This is a genomic window from Geodermatophilus dictyosporus (assembly GCF_900115505.1).
GTDB classification, from domain to species: domain Bacteria; phylum Actinomycetota; class Actinomycetes; order Mycobacteriales; family Geodermatophilaceae; genus Geodermatophilus; species Geodermatophilus dictyosporus.
In genome coordinates this window covers 1-19,823 of sequence record NZ_FOWQ01000001.1, presented here as the reverse complement: position 1 = coordinate 19,823, position 19,823 = coordinate 1, and the positions used below count along the sequence as shown (strand labels likewise).

Genomic DNA, 19,823 nt, shown 5'->3' with positions numbered 1-19,823 from the left:
CCGCCGTCCGATCGGCGCCGTCAAGGACTGCGGCCACCGCGGGCCGGCCCGCTCCCGCCGGGGCAGGATCGGGGGGTGCTCACCGACGTCGACCTCGCGCACCTGCGCCGCTGCGTGCAGCTGGCCACCGCCGCGCTGGAGGCCGGGGACGAGCCCTTCGGGTCGCTGCTGACCGGCCCCGACGGCACCGTGCTGTTCGAGGACACCAACCACGTGGCCGGCGGCGACGCCACGCAGCACCCGGAGTTCGCCATCGCCCGGTGGGCGGCCGCCCACCTGTCCCCGGAGCAGCGGGCGGCCAGCACCGTCTACACCTCGGGCGAGCACTGCCCCATGTGCGCCGCGGCGCACGGCTGGGTGGGCCTGGGGCGGATCGTCTACGCCAGCTCCTCGGCGCAGCTGGCCGGCTGGCTGGCCGACCTCGGTGTCCCGCCGGCGCCCGTGCGGCCGCTGCCGGTGACCGACGTCGCCCCGGGGGTGCCCGTCGACGGCCCGGCGCCGGGCCTCGACGAGCAGGTGCGGGCGCTGCACGAGCGGCTGCACGCCCCGGGGTCCGGCCGCGGCTGACCGCCGGGGACGGGCACGGACGGCGGCGCGCTCAGCGCCCCTCGTCACCGCCCGGCCGGCCCCGGAGCGGTTCGCCGTCGACCCACACCGCCGCGACGTCGGCCGGCGAGCCCAGCACGAAGGCCTTCGCCAGCGCGTCCTCCGGCCCCGTGGCGTTGCGCAGCGTCACGTCCAGCGGCGTCCCCGGCCGGGGCCTGAGCCAGAGGGCGTCGAAGCGCTTGCCCACTCCCAGGTCGCCCACCTCGCCGTCGAGCCCGAGCGCCGCGGCCCCCGCGGAGGTCGCGAGGTGCAGCAGGTGCGAGGACGTGAGGTGCAGCCCGTCGCCGCCGAGCAGCTGCTGGGCGAAGTAGGCCTGCAGTCCCTCCTTGAGCAGGCACAGCCCCGCACCCGCGCCCACGTCGGACCCCAGCGCCACGCGGACGCCGGACGCCACGTGCCGCCTGAGGGGGAACAGCCCGCTGCCCAGGGCGGCGTTGCTGGTCGGGCAGTGCGCCACGCTCGCGTCCCGGTCGGCCAGGACCTTCAGCTCGTCGTCCGTGGGGTGCACGTTGTGCGCCAGGACGCTGCGCCGGCCGATCAGGCCGTACCGGTCGTAGGTGTCGAGGTAGTGCGGGCAGCCGCCGAACATCTCCGCGACCGTGGCGATCTCGACGGTGTTCTCGTTGACGTGCGAGGTGAACCAGGAGCCGGGCACGTCCGCGAGCAGCGACCCGCAGGAGTCCAGCAGCGCCTCGTCGCAGGACAGGGAGAACCTCGGGGTCACCGCGTAGCGGTTGCGGCCCACCCCGTGCCAGCGCCGGGCGAGCGCCAGGCCCTCGTCGTAGGCCCGCTGCGGCGTCGTCAGCAGCTCCTCGCGCAGCACCCGGTCGCTGACGACGAGCCCGCTGGTGACGCGCAGCCCCACCCGGGCCGCCTCGGCGAACAGGACGTCGACCGCCGCGGGGAAGTGCGCGCCGAAGACGAGCGCCGTCGTGGTCCCCGCCTGCGCCAGGCCGCCGACGAACTCCGCCGCCACCTCCCGCGCGTAGGCGACCTCCCGCAGCCGCGCCTCCTCGGGGAGCGCGCAGTGCTGCAGCCAGTCCAGCAGCGGCATGCCCAGCCCGCCGATCACCCGCACCTGCGGGAAGTGGACGTGGGTGTCCACGAGACCGGGCAGCACCAGGCCACCGGTCAGGTCGACGACGTCCTCCCCGGCGTGGCGGGCACGCAGCTCCGGGAATCCCCCGCGCTCGACGATCTGCCCGTCCCGCACGAGCAGCCCGGCGTCGGCCTCGGCGCGCAGGAGCCCCCCGGCGAACGGGTCGTCGGGCGTGTCGAGGACGGTGCCGCGGAAGAGCGTCACCAGCCGGCCCGCACGGTGGTCCCGTCGCGCTGGAAGGCCAGCGCGAGCGCCGCGGCGACGCTGACCGCGATCGTCGCGGGGTCCTTGCCGGTGATCCCGGGCAGGCCGATGGGGGTCGTGATCCGCTCGATCGCCTCCGGCGGGTGCCCCTCGTCGGCGAGCTTGCGGCGGAAGCGCGCCCACTTCCCGGCCGACCCGATCAGGCCGATCGAGCCCAGCTGCGGGGTGCGCAGTGCGGCGTCGCACAGCGCCGCGTCCTCGGCGTGGTCGTGGGTCATGACCAGCACGTGCGCGCCCGGGGGCAGCTCGGCGAGCACCAGCTCGGGCAGCACCGGCACGTGGTGCACGTGCACGCGGGCCAGGGCGTCGTCGAGGACCGACAGGCGCTCGGGGGTGAGCTGCTCCGGACGGGAGTCGACGAGGTGCAGCTCGAGGTCGCGCCGGGCCAGGATCCGGGCCAGCTCCAGCCCGACGTGCCCGACGCCGAAGACGGCCACGGCCGGGACCACCGGCAGCGGCTCGAGCAGCACGGTGACCTCGCCCCCGCAGCACTGCACACCGTGCTGGAAGGGGACCTTGTCCGACAGCGTCACGGGCAGCAGCTCCGGCTGCAGCGCCCCGGCGTCCAGGAGCGCGCGGGCCCGGGCGACGGCGACCGCCTCGAGGTTCCCGCCGCCGACGGTGCCCCACGTCCGGTCGGCCGCGACGACCATCTTGGCGCCCGCCTCCCGGGGCGCGTGCCCCCGGACGGAGGCGACGGTGACCAGCACCCCGTGCTCGCGGGCCGAGCGCAGCCGCTCGACCGCCGTCAGCCAGTCCACGTCGCGCTCCTCACGTCCGGGACAGCACGTGCTGCACCTGCTCCGAGTACGGCCGCACCGCCGGGGCGCCGGGGTCCGGCTGGTCGGGCCGGACCCCGGGGGCGCCCTCGTCGACGTGCGCGCCCTCGGTGCACCGGGCCCGCTCGAGGGCCCAGAAGACGGCCTCGGGCGTGGCCGGCGACGCCAGGTCCACGCTCGTGCCCGGCGGCCCGAACGCCGCCGCGGCCTGCCGGAGGGCCTCCCGCACGGAGAACGCCAGCATCAGCGGCGGCTCGCCGACCGCCTTCGAGCCGTAGACGGCGCCCTCCTCGGCGGCGTCGGCCAACAGGCCGACGTTGAGGACCTCGGGCACCTCGGAGAAGCTCGGCAGCTTGTACGTGCTCGCCGATGCCGTCGTCAGCCGGCCACGCCCCGGCCCGTCGCTCTCGTCCCAGCGCAGGTCCTCCAGCGTCAGCCAGCCGACACCCTGCACGAAGCCGCCCTCGATCTGGCCGATGTCGACCAGCGGCGACAGCGAGTCGCCCACGTCGTGCACGAGGTCGGCCCGCCGGAGGGTGTAGGCCCCCGTGAAGCCGTCGACCTCCACCTCGGCCGCGGCCACGCCGTAGGAGAAGTACTTGAAGGGCTCGCCCTGCATGGCCGCGGAGTCCCAGTGCAGGCCCTCCGTGCGGTAGAAGCCGGCCGCGGAGAGCTGGACGCGCTGGAAGTAGGCGAGCCGGACGACCTCCTCCCAGGGGACCTGCTCGCTGGCGAAGGCGATGCCCCGGACGACGCCGCCGGTGAAGCGCACGTCCGCCGGGGCGACGCCGAGCCGCTCGGCCGCGACCTGGGCCAGCCGCCCGCGGATCTGCTCGCACGCGTTCTTGACCGCCGCGCCGTTGAGGTCGGCGCCCGAGCTGGCCGCGGTCGCCGAGGTGTTCGGGACCTTGTCGGTGCGGGTGGGCGCGAGCCGGACCCGCCCCAGCGGGACGCCGAGGGTGGTCGCCGCGACCTGCAGCATCTTCGTGTGCAGGCCCTGGCCCATCTCGGTGCCGCCGTGGTTGACCAGCACCGACCCGTCCTTGTAGACGTGGACCAGCGCGCCGCCCTGGTTGAACGCCGTCAGGTTGAACGAGATCCCGAACTTCACCGGCGTGATCGCCAGGCCCCGCTTGGTGTGCGGGGAGGCGTCGTTGAAGGCCGCGACCTGCGCGCTGCGCGCGGCGAAGTCCGCGGAGTCGAGGACCTGCTGCCACGCCCGCGCCAGCCGCTCCGGGTGCCGCACCGGCTGGCCGTAGGGCGTGGTCCGCCCGGCCGTGTAGAGGTTGCGCTGCCGCAGCGTGGCGGCGTCCAGCCCCAGCAGCGGCGCGCACCGCCCCAGGACGTCCTCGATCACCAGCATCCCCTGCGGCCCGCCGAAGCCCCGGAAGGCCGTCTGGGAGGTCTTGTGGGTCCGGGCGATCCGGCCGTTCACGCGGACGTGCGGGATCCAGTACGCGTTGTCGACGTGGCACAGCGCCCGGGCCAGGACCGGCTCGGACAGGTCGAGGCTCCAGCCGCCGTCGGAGGTGAGGGTCGCGTCCAGCGCCTGCAGGCGGCCGTCCTCGTCGAAGCCGACCCGCCAGCGGGCGTGGAACCCGTGCCGCTTGCCGGTCATCGTCATGTCCTGCGTGCGGTCGAGCCGCAGCCGCACGGGCCGGCCGGTGAGCGTGGCGCCGAGGGCGGCGACGGCGGCCAGGCCGTGCGGCTGCATCTCCTTGCCGCCGAAGCCGCCGCCCATGCGCAGGCACTGCACGGTCACCTCGGAGTTCGACAGCCCGAGGACGTGCGCCACGATCTCCTGGGTCTCCGAGGGGTGCTGGGTGCTGCTCTGCACGAAGACCTGGCCGCTCTCGTCGACGGAGGCCAGCGCGCAGTGCGTCTCCAGGTAGAAGTGCTCCTGCCCGGAGAACTCGAACTCGCCGCTGAACACGTGCGCGGACGCGTCGAGGCCGGCCTCGACGTCCCCGCGCCGCACGGTGGGCTGACCGCCCTGGAAGCTGCCCGCCTCGACCGCGTCCCGGATCGACACCAGCGAGGGCAGCGGCTCGACGTCCACCTCGACCGCGGCGGCCCCCAGCCGGGCGGCCTCCAGCGTCTCGCCGAGCACCCAGCACACGGCGTGGCCGTGGAACATGACCTCGTCGGGGAAGAGCGGCTCGTCGTGCTTGACCCCGGCGTCGTTGACCCCCGGGACGTCGGCGGCGGTGAGCACCCGCACCACGCCCGGCACCCGCAGCGCCGGCCCGGTCCGCAGGTCGCGGACCCGGGCGTGCGCGTGCGGCACCTGGACGGGGTGGGCGTGCAGCACGTCCTTGGTGCGGTGGACCAGGTCGTCGGTGTAGAGGGCCGTGCCCGTGACGTGCAGGACGGCGCTCTCGTGCGGCACGGCCGTGCCGACGACGGCGTCGGCGGGTCGCTCGGACAGGGCGCTCACGCTCCCACCTCCTGCGGGGTCCGGTGCTGAGTGTGGAGCCTGAGCAGGGCCTGGCCCAGCATCGCCGACCGGTAGGCCGCGCTGGCCCGGTGGTCGTCGAGCGGGGTGCCCTCGCCGGCCATCACCCGGGCCGCCGACCGGACCATCTCCTCGGTCCAGGGCCGGCCGACCAGCGCCGCCTCGGTGGCCCGGGCCCGCAGCGGTGTCGCGGCCACGCCGCCCAGGCCGATGCGGGCCCGGCGGACGACCCCGTCCTCCACGTCGAGGCCGAAGCCGACCGCGACGCTGGAGATGTCGTCGAAGCGGCGCTTGGCGATCTTGTGGAAGGCGACGACCCGCGGCTGGGGCAGCGGGATCCGGACGGCCCGGATGAGCTCCCCGGGCCGCCGCACGCTCTGCCGGTAGCCGGTGTGGTAGTCGGCCAGGGGGACCTCGCGCTCCCCCTCCGGGGAGGCGAGGACCACCGACGCGTCGAGCGCGAGCAGGGCCGGCGCGGTGTCCCCGATGGGCGACCCGGTGCCGAGGTTGCCCCCGATGGTCGCGCCGTTGCGGATCAGCCGGGAGGCGAACTGCGGGAACAGCTCGTCGAGCAGCGGGACGCGCCCGGCCAGCAGGGTCTCGACCTCGGTCAGGGTGAGCGCCGCGCCGATCTCGACCGACTCCGGCCCGACGTCGAGGGTGCGCAGCTCCGGGAGCCGGTCGACCGCCACGACCAGCGCGGCCCGGGCGGCCCGCAGGTTGACGTCGACGCCCCAGTCGGTCGAGCCGGCCAGGACCAGCGCCCCCGGTCGCCCGGCGAGGAGGTCGAGCGCGCCCGGGAGGTCGGCGGGCCGCACGAACTCGGCGCCCCCGCCGACCACCCGGGTGGCCGCCACCGGGGGCGGCGGTGCGTCCCGCCGGGCGGCGAACGGGTCCTCGGCCGGAGGCTCCCCCAGCGCGAAGGCGGCGTCGCGGAGGGGGCGGTAGCCCGTGCACCGGCAGAGGTTGCCGCTGAGGGCGTGCAGGTCGAACCCGTTCGGGCCGTGCAGGTGGCCGTCGGGCTCCGCGGCCGCGCCGGGCCGGCCCGTGGACGGCCCTGCGGCGGCCCGGTCCGGCCGGTAGTACTCCGCGGCCATGCTGCACACGAACCCCGGCGTGCAGTAACCGCACTGGGAGCCGCCGCGCACGGCGATCTCGCGCTGCACCGGGTGCAGTGCGGCCGGGGTGCCCAGTCCCTCCGCCGTGACGAGCTCCTGCCCGTCGAGGGCGGCGATCGGCAGCAGGCAGGCGTTGAGCGCCGTCCACTGGGTCGGGGCGGCCACCCCGGGGCGGGCCACCAGGACCGAGCAGGCGCCGCACTCCCCCTCGGCGCAGCCCTCCTTGCACCCGAGCAGGCCCCGGCCCCGGAGCCAGTCGAGGGCGGTGGTGTGGGGAGCCACCCCGTCGAGGGGCACCACCTGCCCGTTCACGGTGACTGCTGGCGACTGCACGCGAGTGCTCCTGTCCGTCGTCGGGTCGTCCGGCGCCCGCCCCGGGCCCTCGGGGTGCCGGTCGGTGTGCGGGCGACCCGTACCGGGTGCGGGCGCCGTGGATGGGGTGGGCGTCGGCGACGAGGTCGTCGGAGCGGTGGGCGGGTCGTGCAGCCGCTCCCGGCCCCGGGGCAGGATGCGGCCGCGACTCGGATCCTCGCGCAGCGGACGACGAGCGGGAAGCCGAACCACGGCCGGGAGGCGGCGGCGACCTCGCGCAGCGCCTCGCGGTCCTCCTCTCGCGGCCTCCCCCGGTGAGCCGGGTCGGGCCGGCGCACGCCTGGTCGAGGGTCCACTGCTCACCGGCGTCCCGTCGCAGGCCACGTCGCGGACCACCGCCGGGTGGGCGCGCCGCGGCGGTGGTCGACACGGCCACGGTCATCGAGTCGGTCGCGGCCGGGCCGACCGGGCCGACCGGGACGGCGCCTCCGCCAGGGAGCCGCGGGAGGACCGGGTGACCCGGGGGTCAGACCCGGAACTGCCCCACCAGCCCGCGCAGCTGCCCGGCCAGGGCGGCCAGCTCGTCGGAGGCGCGGCGGGTGCTCGCCGCCTCCTCCTGCGCGGCGTCGGCCGCCGAGGCCAGGCCGCCGACCGTCGCCGTGATCGCGGTCGCGCCCCCGGCCACCTCGCCCACGCTGCGGCTCATCTCCGCGGTGGTCGCGGTCTGCTCCTCGACGGCGGCGGCGATGGCCGACTGGAAGGAGTTGATCCGGTCGATGGTGTCGGAGACCTCGGCGATCGCCCGGGTCGCCTGACCGGTGTCGGCCTGGATGGCCTCGACGCGGCGGGCGATGTCCTCGGTGGCCTTCGCCGTCTCCTGGGCCAGCTCCTTGACCTCGTTGGCGACCACGGCGAAGCCCTTGCCGGCCTCGCCCGCCCGCGCCGCCTCGATGGTGGCGTTGAGGGCCAGCAGGTTGGTCTGCTCGGCGATCGAGGTGATCACCTTGAGCACGTTGCCGATCTCGGCCGAGGACTCGCCCAGCTTGGCCACCGTCGCGCTGGTGTCGCGGGCGGTCTCGACGGCGGCGGCGGCGACCTGCGCGGCCTGCTGGGCGTTGACCGAGATCTCGCGGATGGAGGCACCCATCTCCTCGGCGCCGCCGGCCGTCGTCTGCACGCTGCGGCTCACCTCGGCGGCGAGCCCGGCCGAGCCCTGCGCCTGCTCGGAGACCCGGGCGGCGGAGGAGGACAGCCGGGTGGCGACGTCGGACAGGCCGGTGGAGGCGCCGCTGAGCGTCTCCACGCTGCGGCCGATGTCGGCGACGGCCTCGCGCATCCCGCTGCCGGCCTCGTTCAGCGCGGCGGCCATCTCGCCCATCTCGTCGCGGCTGCGCAGGTCGAGGCGGGCGGAGAGGTCCCGGCGGCCGAGCGCGCGCAGCGCCGTCACGCAGCGCTGCAGCGGCCGGGTCACCGACACCTGCACGGCGCGGGCGAGGACGAGCGCGGCCACCAGCGCGGCACCCAGGGTGACCAGCGTGGCGGTGCGGTAGGCACTCGCCTCCGCCGCCGCGTCGGCCGCGGTCCGGGCGGCGCGCTCCTGCACCTCGGTGACCATGGTCGTGGAGATCTCGACGAGGTCGAGGTAGACCGCCAGCTGCCCCGCCTGGTCGTCGTTGAGCCAGGCGACCAGGCGGGCGGTGGCGTCCGGCGCCCCGGAGGTGAGGATGGCCCGCTCCTGGTCGGCGGTGGCGAAGAAGTCCTCCCACCGGGCGGTCAGGACGGTGAAGTCCTCGCGCTCGGCCGGGGTCATGTACTCGGTGTGGACCGAGTCGAGCATCTCCCGGGCCGCCGCGAGCTCACCCTGCAGGCCCGTCCAGTTGGGGGCGCCGTCGGACACCGCCTGCTGCGCACCGAGGGCGAAGGCGTCGGTGCTGACGCCCATCTGCCAGGCGCCGATGCTGGCCGTGTAGTACGCCGAGGAGTCCATCTCCTGCACCAGCACGCGCAGGTGGTCGGCCTCGACCGCCGCGGCGTGCTGCTGGCCCAGCCCGACCAGCCCGACCACCGTCGCGGCCGAGGACAGGCCGAAGACGAGCAGGAAGGCGAGGAACAGGCGGGGGCCGGTGCGCAGGCGGCTGAGCAGACCCATGGGGGCGGCACCTCTCGGGACGGGCCACTCCGGGCCGGGGACGGGATCCGGTCAGACCATCGGCCGGTCCGGTACCGGATCCAGTCGAGCAGGCGGGTGCCGGGGGCCGCCGGCCGGCCGGACGGGCCTGCCGGCCTCCTGCTACGCGCGCCCGCGCCGGGCGCGGACGGCCCCGGCGAGCTCGGCCAGCATCGCCTCGGTCGTCGCGGGGTCGACGCAGGAGTCGGTGACGCTCACGCCGTAGGCCAGCCGCTCGGGGTGCTCGCGGTCGAGGTCCTGCCGGCCCTCGACCAGGTGGCTCTCCACCATGACGCCGCGGACGGCCCGCTCACCCCCGGCGACCTGCGCGGCCAGGTCGGCCACGACCCCGGGCTGGCGCCGGTGGTCCTTGCGGCTGTTGCCGTGCGAGGCGTCGACGACGACCACCTCCGGCAGCCCCCGGGCGGCCAGCTTCCGCTTGACCTCGGCGACGTGCTCCGCGGAGTGGTTGGGGCCGTCGGCGGTGCCGCGCAGGATGACGTGGGCGGTGTCGTTGCCCGTGGTCGACAGCTGCGCGCTCACCCCGTGCGCGTCGACACCGAGGAACTCGTGCGGGGCGCGGGCGGCGACGACGGCCGAGACGGCGGAGTCGATGCTGCCCTCCGGCGAGTTCTTGAACCCGACCACCGAGGAGAAGCCCGACACCCGCTCGCGGGCGGTCTGGTCGGTGACGTTGCGCGCGCCGACGCCGTTGTAGGTGACCAGCCCGTTGACGTACTGCGGGGTGAGCGCGTTGAGCGGCTCGGCGGCCACCGGCACGCCCGTCGCGGTGATGCGGCACATGAGCATCCGGGTGGCCACCAGCCCGACGCTGATCCGGCTGGACCCGTCGAGGAACGGGTCGTAGGCGAACCCCTTCCAGTCGACCTCGGTCCGCGGCTTCTCGGTGTAGGTCCGCATGAGCACCTCGAGGTCGCCGGCGTGCCGCTGCCGCACCCGCGCGAGGAAGGCGGCGTACTCGAGCGCTGCCTCGGGGTCGTGGATCGAGCAGGGGCCGGCGATCACCACCAGGCGGTCGTCGTCGCCGCGGAGGACGTCGGTCACCGCGCGGCGGGCGGCCGCGGTGGTGGCCGCGGACCCGGGCGGCAGCGGCACGACGGCGGCCACCGAGGCCGGGGTGACGACGACGCTCAGGCCGGTGATCCGGGTGTTGACCAGTCCGGAGACGTCGACGGCGTCGTCCGGGGAGACGCCGAGCCGGCGCTGGACGCCGGGCAGCGACTCGGCCAGCGCGTCGTCGATCTGCCCGTTCACCCGGGTCTGGACCTCGAGCAGGAGGTCGGCGACCCGCGTCGCCTCGTCGAGCAGCTGGTGAGCGGGGATGACGGCCTCCTGGGTCGACGCCGACGTGCGTCGGCCGGACCGCCCCAGTGTGCCGCCCCGTCCGGCCGCGGCACCGGGCACCACCCGTCAGCGGCCGACGCGGAGCGTGGTCACGAAGGCGGCCAGCCCGAGGGCCAGGCACCCGGCGACGACCGGGACGTAGGAGCCGGTGGCGTCGACGGCCAGCCCGGCGAGCGGGGCGCCCACCGCCGACCCGATCCCGGCACTGGTGTAGAGCACGCCCAGCAGCCCGCCCAGCCGGGTGGTGCCGAAGCGCTCGGCGACGACGGCGGGCCCGATGGCGACGAACCCGCCGTAGCCGACCCCCAGGACGACGGCGAAGACGACGAGCACGCCGTACCCGCCGTCGAGGCCCCAGAGCGCGAAGCTGGCCCCCATCACCAGGAAGCACCCCTGGTAGGCGCGCAGCGCACCCGTCCTCGCCGCGACCGCCCCGAGCACCAGTCGGCCGGCGGTGCTCGCCGCGCCGATCACCCCGACCAGCGCCGCCGCCGCGACCCGGTCGGCCCCGGCCTGCTCGGCGTACCCGGGCAGGTGCACGAACGGCACGAACAGCGCGACGCTCAGGAGGACCGACGCCAGGTACAGCCGCCGGTAGTCGCGGTTGCGCACCGCCTCCTCCAGCGTGAGCGCCGCCGGGCCGGGCCGCACCGGCGGGCGGGGGACGACCAGGGCGCAGGCCACGAGGACGGCGGCGCCGCCCACCCCGAGCACGAGGTGGGTGGTCCGCCAGCCCAGCTCGTCGATCATCGCGGCCGCCAGCGGCGCGACGGTGAGGGTGCCCAGGCCGATCCCGGTCACCGCCACCCCGATCGCGAGCGTGCGCCGCCGCTCGAACCAGCCGCCGACGACGGCGACCATCGGGACGTAGGCGCAGGCCACCCCGATGCCGACGCCGAGGCCGTAGGTGACCAGCCCGATCCACAGCTCACCGGCCTGCGACGTCGCCGCCAGCCCCGCGCCGAGGGCGACCCCGCCCGCGAGCAGCACCCGCCGGGGGCCGTAGCGGTCCACCGCGACGCCGCTGAGGGCGCCGAGGCCGAAGTACGTGAGCGAGGTCAGGGCGAAGAACGTCGACGTGGCGCCGCGGCCGGTGCCGAACTCCTCGGCCATCGGCTCGAGGAACGCGCCGAAGGAGTAGGCGATCCCGAAGGACGCGAACATCGCCGCGAAGGCCGCGGCGACCACCACCCAGCTCCGGACGGAGTCGACCGACGCTGCGGGCCGCATGGCGGAGGACGATACGAGGCCGTTCCCCGACCGCCGGGCAGCGGCGGGGACCGGCGCCGGTGCGTGGTGCCGGTGGCGGTCAGCCCGCGCTCATCAGGGACGGCGGCCCGCCCCGCCCCAGGAGCTGCATGAGGGACGCGGCCTCGTCGGTGATGATCGCGTCCACCCCCAGGGACACCGCGAACTGCATGTCGCGCGGACGGTTGACGACCCACACGTGGACCTGCAGCCCGGCCCGGTGCAGTCGTGCCACGAGGCGCGGGTCGTGGCGCAGCATCGCCAGGGACGGACCGACGGCGGTGCCGGCCGGCAGGACGGGCCGCGACCGCGAGCGCGGCAGCACCTGGCGGACCAGGTGCACGGTGGGCAGTTCCGGCGCCAGGGCACGGACCCGCCGCACCGCCGTCGGCGAGAAGCTCATGACCCGCACCGCCGGACGGCCCGACCACTCGAGTGGGCGCCCGCCGGACAGCAGCCCGAACCGCCGGAGACTGGCCAGCAGGGCCGCCTCGACCTGCCCGGCGTGACGGGTCGGGTGCTTGGTCTCGATCGCCAGCCGCACGCGCCCGGGCGTGGCCGTCACGTAGTCGAGCAACCGGTCCAGGGTGAGCACCCGCCCGGCGTCCTCGTCGGCCTCGTCGTCGTCCTCCGGGGCGGCGGGTCGCGACGGGCGGCCCCGGATCGCGGCACCCCGGGGCCGCCGGTGGACGACGCGGTGCCGCTCCAGCTCGGCGAGGTCCAGCGCCGACACCACCCCGCGGCCCGTGGACGTCCGGTTGATGCGCCGGTCGTGCACGCACACCAGCACGCCGTCGCGGGTCATCCGGACGTCACACTCCACGGCGTCCGCCCCGAGGGCCAGCGCCTGCTGGTAGGCGGTCAGCGTGTGCTCGGGGGCCTCCGCCGAGACGCCGCGGTGCGCCACGACCTCGATCTCGGACGGTGCGCGCGGCGGCAGGCTCACGACGCCCTGGCCGCGGCCGTGCCGGTCCCCCGTACGGGACACGCGATCTCCTCGAACGGTCCGCGGACCGGGTCGCTGTGGTCCGGCGGCAGGACCCCGACCCGCCGCCGCTGGCGTGGCTTCCTACCCGGCGTCCGCCGGGCGACACGTGCACCGGTCGTCCGGCCCGCGGACGCGGCCGCTCACCTCGACCTCGGCCCGGACCGGCTCCCTGGCCGGCTGGCCGGAACCGCCCGGCCCCCGGCCCGACGGCGTCGACCGTGCCGGCACCCGCCGGCTGTAGTAGGACCCACCTCGTCCCCGACGTCAGCCGGACCCGGTGACGTCGACCACGACGCCCAGGGAGTCCCGGCATGCACGCGACCCACCCCGACCACCTCCGCGGTCCCGCCGGCCCGGGCACCTGGACGCTCGTCGTCGCCGACCGGGTCCACACGCTCGCCGGTCCGCCGGCGGAGGCGCTGGTGCTGCTCGACGACCGGGTGGCGGCCGTCGGCCGCCCTCGTGAGCTGCGTGAGCGGTTCCGCCCCGACCGCACGGTCGAGCTCGACGGCGTCCTGGTCCCGGGCCTGAACGACGCGCACGCCCACCCGAGCATGACCGCGGAGAACCTGCTGCACGTCAACTGCTCACCGGAGGTCGCCACCGACGGGGACGTGCTCGTGCGGCTGCTCCGCGACGAGGCCGCCGCCGTCGGCGAGGGGCAGTGGGTCGTCGGCTCGCGCTACGACCACACGAAGACGACCGGCGGCCGGGTCGTGGACCGCGACTTCCTCGACCGCGCCGTCCCCGACCACCCGGTGCTGCTGACCCACGTGGCCGCGCACTGGGGGGTGCTCAACTCCGCCGGGCTGGCGGCCGCCGGGCTCACCGGTGCCAGCTCGGACCCGCCGGGCGGCGCGCTGGGCCGCGACGGCGCCGGGGGGCTCACCGGTGTGGTGTACGAGCAGGCCCTGTTCGACGTCTCCTACCCGTCGCTGGCGCGGGGCAGGACCGTCGTCCCTCCCTCGACGCCCGCCGCCCGCCTGCGCGGGCTGGCCCGTGCCCAGCAGCTGTTCCACGCCGCCGGGATCACCTCGATGGTGGACGCGCTCTGCGGACCCGACGACGTCGCCCTGCTGTCCGAGGCCGCCCGCTCCGGGCAGCTGACCCTGCGCGTGGCGATGCTCGTGGCCTTCCCGCACTACGACCGCATCGCCGCACTGGGCCTGCACAGCGGCTTCGGGGACGAGCGGCTGCGCCTGCTCGGGGTCAAGGCGTTCGTCGACGGCGCCTGCGCCGGCGGGAACTGCCTGGTGGACGAGCCGTTCGAGGGCACCGACGACCACGGCATGCAGACCACGGGCGACGACGACCTCCGGGAGCTGGTCGAGCGGATCGCCGGCGACGGCGTCGTGCTCGCCGTGCACGCCAACGGCGACCGCGCCATCCGCAAGCTGCTCGACGCCCACGAGCGGGCCCGGGCGCTGGGAGCACCGCAGCGACGGCACCGCATCGAGCACTGCTCGCTGGTCGACGCCGACATCGTCGGCCGGATCCGCGCGCTCGGCCTCGTCGTGGTGCCGTTCGGCTCCTACGCGCGCTTCCACGGCGACAAGCTGGTCGGCTACTACGGGCACGACCGGCTCGAGCGCATGTTCGCCCACCGGACGCTGCTCGACGCCGGCATCCCCGTCGCCGGGTCCAGCGACTACCCGTGCGGGCCGTACGAGCCGCTGGCCGCCATCACCAGCTGCGCCGAACGGCGGGCGCTGGACGGGACCCCCATCGGCACCAGCCAGCGGATCACCGTCCAGGAGGCGTTCGGCCTGTACACGACCGGGGCCGCGTACGCCGCGGGCGAGGAGCGCGTGAAGGGCACGCTGGCCCCGGGCATGCTCGCGGACTTCGTCGAGCTCGGCCGCGACCCGTTCGAGGTGCCACCCGACGAGGTCGTCGGCATCCCCGTCCGCTCGACGTGGGTCGGCGGTCGGCTGGTCCACGCGCTCTAGCCTCCCCCGCGCGTGCCGTGCAGGTCACCCCGCTCCGGCGGCCCCGAGGTCCTCGATCGTCGTCGACCCGGGCCGGCGGGCTCAGAGCGACGGGTCGCCCTCCGGCACCTCGGTCGCGACCACCTCGGCCACCTCCGCGTCCTCGCCGGACAACCCCTCGGCCTGCTCGTGCTCGTCGTGGAAGGCCAGCCAACGCATCCCGAGGGCCTCCCGCTGCTCGTCGTCGACTGCCTCCTTGAACGGGGGGAAGAAGTCCGTCTCCTCCTCGGCCATGTGGTCGGCGTTGACCTGCCGGGCGTTGCGCACCGCCTCCCACCACGCCTCGCTGCCGACCTCGTGCTCGCCGACAGCGGCCGCCGCGTGCCGGATCTCGTTGTGGTCGTGCACGCCCTCCGCCGTCTCCTGCTCACCGTCCGCCTCCTGGGCGAGCAGCGGGTAGAACAGCTGCTCCTCGGCGACGGCGTGCACCTCCAGCTTGGCGTGCAGTGCCTCCCACGCGGCGGCGAGCTCCTCGCCGGACAGGTCCTCGAGCGCTGAGAACTCCCGCCGGAAGACCTCGTGCTCGGCCAGGACGAGGGCGGTGATCTCGAAGTCGGACACGTCGGACACCTACCCGTACCGAGGGGACACCTACCCGCGTCTCGGAGGTCTCAGTCGGCATGATCGCCGGCCTGGGCGGGGTGGACCGGCGAGGGGTCTGCGTCGCACCGGCTCACGCGGACTGACTCCCCGACCGAACTCAGTCAACTGAACCAGGGGCAGTCCCGCCCTGTGGCCCGGGGAGACCCTCGGCACGAAGGTCAAGGCCACGCATCGCCCTCCACGCGGTCACTGATCTTCGAGCTTCGGACACCAGGAGGTGTCTCGAGAGGACGACCGTCGGTGCGGGGTAGCGGGCTCGGGACCGTGACTTGGCGACGTCAGGAGACCGAGGTCGCCTTCCCGGCCCTGTACGTCTGCTCGAATGCCCGCAGGTCGGAGCTGTCGCTCCAGACAGCGGTGACGGAGCGGCGCGTGACCGCTCGTGCGCGGTCGTACAGGACGTCCGACGCTCGCTGACCGTCGTTCGTCCGCGGGCCGTCCTGCCAGACCAAGGTCTTGACGAGGTCACGCGCGTCCGTGACGACATCCGCCCAGTCGTCCCAGAGTTGGTGATTCGAGTCCTTCTCGCTGATCCGCCAGGAGGCGATGGCAAGAGCGCCGTACAACATCACCGGCTTCCGCGGGATGTTCCCCCGGAGGGCGGCCGCCTCCAACTCCGAGACGGCCGCGCGGACGGGATCGATGGTGTCCACCGAGGTCGAGTACCAGCGAGCCCTCTCGACCTCCGCCACCGCCGAGATCACGTCGACGCGCGCGTCCTGGCGACTGCGCCGTCCCGACAGCCAGTGCCCGAGGAGGGTGCCGACTCCGAGGCTGCCGATGCCGGACAGCAGCGAAGCAAGGTCCATGACAGGGCATTCGGCTACGGACGCCGGGGTTCCAGTCGAGACCTCCTCGCTGACAGCTCGCCACTGGGTCCGGGGGCAGCGCAGGCCGAGAACCAGACCCGTGCGGACCGTCCCTGACGGCGTCCGGCGACGCCGGCTTCCGTCGACCCTGCGGAGTTCGACCTGGCGCCACAGGGGGACGCCATAGCCTCAGCTGCATGCACGCCGTGCAGATCACCCGCTTCGGCGGCCCCGAGGTCCTCGACGTCGTCGACCTCCCCGATCCCGTTCCCGGCGACGGCCAGCAGCTCTACGAGGTCTCGGCGGCCGGCGTGAACTACGCCGACACCCACCACCCGCTGTCGTGACGCCCATCTGACACAGCGGGACACCGACAGTGCCGCAGGTCGGCGTCGCGGACAGCCGTAGCGAGGCAGCCCAGCAGACCGGCACCCTGGCTGCCCGCATGGACGCGGCGTCGTCGGCCGACCGGGGGCCGACTCGGACGACTCCCGGCCAGCGACCTCGGGCCCTCACCGGGGCAGCAGCCGGACCGATCACACGGCGCCGCCGGCGGACTCGCGGGAGCGACGCTCGGCCCCGGTGGCGGCGATCACGAGGAGCGCGCTCGCGGCGAGGAAGGCCGTCGGCGCACCGGCGGCCTCGGTGACCATCCCGAGCGCGACGGAGCCGACGGCCTGACCGACGGTGAGCCCGATGAACAGGACGGCCACCGCGGCCGCTGCGGCGGCGGGAGTCCGTTCCGTGCCCCAGGCCAGCAGCACGCCGCTGAGTGCGACGAAGGCACTGCCGAAGCACGCAAGGGCGAGCGCCGCGGGGATCACGGCCCCCGGGAGCGCGCCGAGCAGGGCCGTGCCCGCCGCAGCGGCCACCACGGTGCTCCGCCAGGCGGCTCGCAGGCCGACCCGACGGACCAGCACGCCGCTGAGCCCGCCGAGCAGGCCGGCGGCCCCGAGAAGGCACCACAGCAGTCCGGTGACCGCCGACGACAGCCCTCCGTCAGCGGTCAGCAGGTCGCGGGCGAAGGTCCACACACCGGCGCAGCCGGCACCGGCCAGCAGCGCGGCGACCAGCGGCCGACCGAGCGGTCTGACATGGCCCGGCGCACCGCGGACGCCCCGTCCGGACGGGGCCTGGGGTACCGAACCCCACCGGGTGTGGCGGTCGGCCCACGCCGTGACCACCAGCGCCACGACAGCGAACCCCACCCATGACCAGCGCCAGGCCTCGGGCATCGACAGCACCAGCAGACCGCCGCTGACCACGCCGGCGCCGGTACCACCGTTCACCACGCCCTGGGCCCGCGGTTGGTCCGAGAGCGGAACCGTGCCGGCTACGGCTGCGACCAGTGCCGGGGTGGCGGCGCCGGCGCCGCTCCCGGCGATCAACGCCCCGGCGGCCAGCGAGGTCCCGTTCCAGGCAATGGCCACGACGAGCGAGCCGAGCGCCGCGCTGCCGCCGGCCGCCCACAACGCCTGTCGGGCCCGTCCCGCACCGACGAGGCCGCCGGCCACCACAGCCGCACCGCAGTAGCCCACGTAGCTGCCCGCGGCGATGGCGCCGGCGGTGCCCGCCGAGAGCCCGAAGGCAGCGCGGAACTGGGGCAGGTACAGGCCGTAGCCGTAGCGGGCCAGGCCGTAGGTGACGGCGATGACGGCCACGCCCGAGAGCACGAGGGCGCCTCCCTCGGCGGTCTGTGGAAGGGTGCATAACGATCGTTTCGCCATAACGCTCGTTACAGTAGAGGGATGACGAAGGCGACCGCCAATCGACCGGCCCGTGAGCGGCTGCTCATCGCGGCGGGCGAGCTGTTCTACGAGTCGGGCATCGCCGCCACCGGCGTGGACGCGGTGCTGACCCGCGCCGGTGTCTCCCCCGCGACCATGTACGCGCACTTCGCCGGCAAGGACGCCTTGGTGGCCGCCTATCTCGAGCAACGGCTCGAGGCGTGGCGGCAGAGCTGGGACGAGGTCCTGGCCGAGCGCAGCGACCCGGTCGACAGACTGTTGTCGCTCTTCGATGCGGTCTCCCGGTACCGCTCGCGAGAGGGCAACCGACGGGGCTGCGCCTTTCTCGCGGCGGCCACCGAACTGCCGGCCGACCACCCGGGACACCGGTGGCTGGAGGAAGACACGCGACTGCTCGTGGACCGCCTCCGCGCCCTTGCGTCCGCCGCCGGCCTCCAGGACCCGGACGACGCGGCGGCCACGCTCCTGCTGTTCCACGACGGCGTCCTGAACCGCTTCGCCCGCGCGGCCACGACGCCCGGCCTCCCCAGCGACGACCCGCTGGCCCGGGCCCGCGCACTGGCTGCAGCCTGGGTGGACGCGCGACTGGGCCGCACACAGGCCTGACCCGTCGGTCCCGGGCCAGGGGTCGCACCCGGGCCGATCACCGGACCGCGGGCACCTAGCCTCGGTGCATGCGTGCCGTGCAGATCACCCGCTTCGGCGGCCCCGAGGTCCTCGACGTCGTCGACCTCCCCGACCCCGTCCCCGGCGACGGCCAGCAGCTCTACGAGGTGAGCTCGTCGGGCGTCAACTTCGCCGACACCCACCAGACGGAGAACAGCTACCTCGCCCCGCAGGAGCTGCCGCTGATCCCGGGCGCGGAGTTCGTCGGCCGGCCGGTGGGCGGCGGGGAGCGGGTGGTCGGGCTGCTCGAGGGCGGCGGCTACGCCGAGCGGGTCGTCGCCCACCCGCGGCTGACCTGGCCGGTGCCCGACGCCGTCACCGACGAGCAGGCCCTCGCCGTCGTGCTGCAGGGCGCCACCGCCTGGCACCTGCTGCGCACCAGCGCGCATCTCGCCGCCGGGGAGTCGGTGGTGGTGATCGCCGGCGCCGGCGGGGTCGGCTCGCTGGCGGTCCAGCTCGCCAAGCGGTGGGGCGCCGGGCGGGTCATCGCAACCGCCTCCAGCGCGGAGAAGCGGGCGCTGGCCGAGGAGCTCGGCGCCGACGCCACCGTCGACCCGGCTCTCGCTGACGACGACCCGAAGACGTTCGCCGAGGCGCTGCGGGAGGCCAACGGCGGTAGCCGCGTCGACGTCGTCCTGGAGATGACCGGCGGCAACGTCTTCGACGGGTCGTTCTCTGCGCTGGCGCCCTTCGGCCGGCTGGTCTTCTACGGCATGGCCGGCCGCCGTCCCCCGAAGCCGGTGCAGGCGCCCGCGCTGATGGGCACCAGCCGCGCGGTCATCGGCTTCTGGCTGGCCCACTGCATGAGCCGCCCGTCGATGATGGACGACGCCATGACCGAGCTGCTCTCGCTCGTGGCCGACGGCGCACTGCGGCCGGTCGGCGGCGGCCGATACCCGCTCACCGCCGTCCGCGAGGCGCACCAGGACCTGCTCGCCCGCCGCACCACCGGCAAGCTCGTCCTCGACCCCACCCGCTGAAGAACACGGCCTCTGAGCTGCAGTTCCATCTCGAGCGGCTGCCCTCGACCGGCTAGGCTTCGTACATGTGTTCGGGCGATGTGGGTGGTGGTGACGTCCTCGACGACGTCGCCGCGCTGGTCGCCGAGCGCAACCGGATCGACGCCCTGCTGGCCCGACGGGTGCGGGCCGCGGAGCTGTCCCAGGCCGCCGAGCGCGACGGGCTGACGTCGATGCGCCCCTGGCTGCGCGGGCACTGCCGGCTCTCGGCCGCCGCGGCCGCGCGGGTGGTGGGCAACGGCCGGGTGCTCGACCACCTGCCGGCGCTGGCCGAGGCCCACGACGCCGGGCTGGTCTCGGCCGAGCAGGTCGCCGTCGCCGCTGTCGCGCTGACGCCGGAACGCCTGCAGGCCGCCGCCGAGCGCGGCGTGGACCTGGCCGTCATCGACGCCGTGCTCACCCAGGTGGCGATCGACCACCCGCATGCCGACTTCGTCGCCGCGGTGCGGCACTACCTGGCCGGCCTGGACCCCGACGGTCCCGAACCCGACCCCACCGAGGGCCGCCGGCTGATGCTGGCCCGGCACGCCGACGGGACGCTCAGCGGCCGCTTCGAGCTCGACGCGGTCGGTGGGGAGAAGCTGCAGGC

At 75.4% G+C, this 19,823-nt stretch carries 16 protein-coding genes and 1 pseudogene; 6 read left to right on the top strand and 11 right to left on the bottom strand.

Translation table 11 applies throughout. From position 1 onward, the window contains the following. Positions 1–75 precede the first annotated feature (75 nt). Positions 76–567 carry a nucleoside deaminase gene (locus BMZ33_RS00085; protein WP_091106583.1) on the top strand — a complete coding sequence of 164 codons (492 nt, stop codon included), beginning with the start codon at positions 76–78 and terminating at the stop codon, positions 565–567. 31 nt (positions 568–598) lie between these two features. Here the strand turns inward: BMZ33_RS00085 and BMZ33_RS00080 are convergent, their stop codons facing one another. From BMZ33_RS00080 to BMZ33_RS00045, 8 genes are all read right to left on the bottom strand, one after another. Next, entirely contained in the window at positions 599–1,909 is a 1,311-nt protein-coding gene (locus BMZ33_RS00080) for a guanine deaminase (protein WP_091106581.1), read from the bottom strand. Continuing rightward, a complete protein-coding gene (gene xdhC, locus BMZ33_RS00075) occupies positions 1,906–2,730 on the bottom strand; it encodes a xanthine dehydrogenase accessory protein XdhC (RefSeq protein ID WP_091106579.1) in 825 nt (274 codons plus the stop codon). The genes BMZ33_RS00080 and xdhC overlap by 4 nt, the downstream gene beginning before the upstream one ends. A 10-nt stretch (positions 2,731–2,740) precedes the next feature. After that, positions 2,741–5,185: a xanthine dehydrogenase molybdopterin binding subunit gene (xdhB, locus tag BMZ33_RS00070; protein WP_091106577.1), complete on the bottom strand. Its 2,445-nt coding sequence runs from the start codon at positions 5,183–5,185 to the stop codon at positions 2,741–2,743. Then, positions 5,182–6,654, bottom strand: a complete 1,473-nt coding sequence (locus BMZ33_RS00065; RefSeq protein WP_091106575.1) for a xanthine dehydrogenase small subunit — start codon at positions 6,652–6,654, stop codon at positions 5,182–5,184. The genes xdhB and BMZ33_RS00065 overlap by 4 nt, the downstream gene beginning before the upstream one ends. A gap of 505 nt (positions 6,655–7,159) precedes the next feature. Then, entirely contained in the window at positions 7,160–8,782 is a 1,623-nt protein-coding gene (locus BMZ33_RS24335) for a methyl-accepting chemotaxis protein (RefSeq protein ID WP_091106573.1), read from the bottom strand. Positions 8,783–8,923: 141 nt separating this feature from the next. Further along, the gene (locus tag BMZ33_RS00055; protein ID WP_169063671.1) at positions 8,924–10,225 is read right to left on the bottom strand and encodes a 3-deoxy-7-phosphoheptulonate synthase; all 1,302 of its coding nucleotides are present in this window, start codon (positions 10,223–10,225) and stop codon (positions 8,924–8,926) included. 6 nt (positions 10,226–10,231) lie between these two features. Further along, positions 10,232–11,395, bottom strand: coding sequence for an MFS transporter (locus BMZ33_RS00050; protein ID WP_091106571.1), 1,164 nt, complete (start codon positions 11,393–11,395; stop codon positions 10,232–10,234). 79 nt (positions 11,396–11,474) lie between these two features. Then, positions 11,475–12,401 (bottom strand): glycerophosphodiester phosphodiesterase, encoded by a 927-nt coding sequence (locus BMZ33_RS00045; RefSeq protein WP_091106569.1) that lies wholly within the window; start codon positions 12,399–12,401, stop codon positions 11,475–11,477. A gap of 311 nt (positions 12,402–12,712) precedes the next feature. Between BMZ33_RS00045 and BMZ33_RS00040 the strand changes: the two genes are divergently transcribed. Next, the gene (locus tag BMZ33_RS00040) at positions 12,713–14,350 is read left to right on the top strand and encodes an amidohydrolase (protein WP_091106567.1); all 1,638 of its coding nucleotides are present in this window, start codon (positions 12,713–12,715) and stop codon (positions 14,348–14,350) included. 81 nt (positions 14,351–14,431) lie between these two features. Here BMZ33_RS00040 and BMZ33_RS00035 read toward each other — a convergent pair whose 3' ends face one another. Together BMZ33_RS00035 and BMZ33_RS00030 are read right to left on the bottom strand one after the other, a co-directional pair. Beyond that, positions 14,432–14,950, bottom strand: coding sequence for a hemerythrin domain-containing protein (locus BMZ33_RS00035; RefSeq protein WP_169063670.1), 519 nt, complete (start codon positions 14,948–14,950; stop codon positions 14,432–14,434). Between the two features lie 320 nt (positions 14,951–15,270). After that, complete coding sequence (locus tag BMZ33_RS00030; RefSeq protein WP_091106564.1) at positions 15,271–15,801, bottom strand: hypothetical protein; 531 nt, start codon at positions 15,799–15,801, stop codon at positions 15,271–15,273. A 197-nt stretch (positions 15,802–15,998) separates the two neighbouring features. On the opposite strand from BMZ33_RS00030, the gene BMZ33_RS00025 reads away from it, so the two are divergent. Continuing rightward, positions 15,999–16,148, top strand: coding sequence for a Zn-dependent oxidoreductase (locus BMZ33_RS00025; protein ID WP_091106562.1), 150 nt, complete (start codon positions 15,999–16,001; stop codon positions 16,146–16,148). A 189-nt stretch (positions 16,149–16,337) separates the two neighbouring features. Here the strand turns inward: BMZ33_RS00025 and BMZ33_RS00020 are convergent, their stop codons facing one another. Continuing rightward, on the bottom strand, positions 16,338–17,474 hold the full coding sequence (locus BMZ33_RS00020) for an MFS transporter (protein ID WP_169063669.1): 1,137 nt from the start codon (positions 17,472–17,474) through the stop codon (positions 16,338–16,340). A gap of 75 nt (positions 17,475–17,549) precedes the next feature. Between BMZ33_RS00020 and BMZ33_RS00015 the strand changes: the two genes are divergently transcribed. The 3 genes and pseudogenes from BMZ33_RS00015 to BMZ33_RS00005 form a co-directional block, all read left to right on the top strand. Next, positions 17,550–18,155 carry a TetR/AcrR family transcriptional regulator gene (locus BMZ33_RS00015; RefSeq protein WP_091106558.1) on the top strand — a complete coding sequence of 202 codons (606 nt, stop codon included), beginning with the start codon at positions 17,550–17,552 and terminating at the stop codon, positions 18,153–18,155. Between the two features lie 68 nt (positions 18,156–18,223). Continuing rightward, a complete protein-coding gene (locus BMZ33_RS00010) occupies positions 18,224–19,195 on the top strand; it encodes a quinone oxidoreductase family protein (protein WP_091106556.1) in 972 nt (323 codons plus the stop codon). Positions 19,196–19,260: 65 nt separating this feature from the next. Next, positions 19,261–19,823: pseudogene (locus BMZ33_RS00005) on the top strand (DUF222 domain-containing protein); the annotation flags it as partial.

Coding starts and splice junctions, on each gene's coding strand:
- BMZ33_RS00025 (WP_091106562.1), top strand. CDS start 15,999: ATGCACGCCGTGCAGATCACCCGCTTCGGCGGCCCCGAGGTCCTCGAC.
- BMZ33_RS00015 (WP_091106558.1), top strand. CDS start 17,550: ATGACGAAGGCGACCGCCAATCGACCGGCCCGTGAGCGGCTGCTCATC.
- BMZ33_RS00040 (WP_091106567.1), top strand. CDS start 12,713: ATGCACGCGACCCACCCCGACCACCTCCGCGGTCCCGCCGGCCCGGGC.
- BMZ33_RS00010 (WP_091106556.1), top strand. CDS start 18,224: ATGCGTGCCGTGCAGATCACCCGCTTCGGCGGCCCCGAGGTCCTCGAC.
- BMZ33_RS24335 (WP_091106573.1), bottom strand. CDS start 8,782: ATGGGTCTGCTCAGCCGCCTGCGCACCGGCCCCCGCCTGTTCCTCGCC.
- BMZ33_RS00050 (WP_091106571.1), bottom strand. CDS start 11,395: ATGCGGCCCGCAGCGTCGGTCGACTCCGTCCGGAGCTGGGTGGTGGTC.
- BMZ33_RS00030 (WP_091106564.1), bottom strand. CDS start 15,801: ATGGACCTTGCTTCGCTGCTGTCCGGCATCGGCAGCCTCGGAGTCGGC.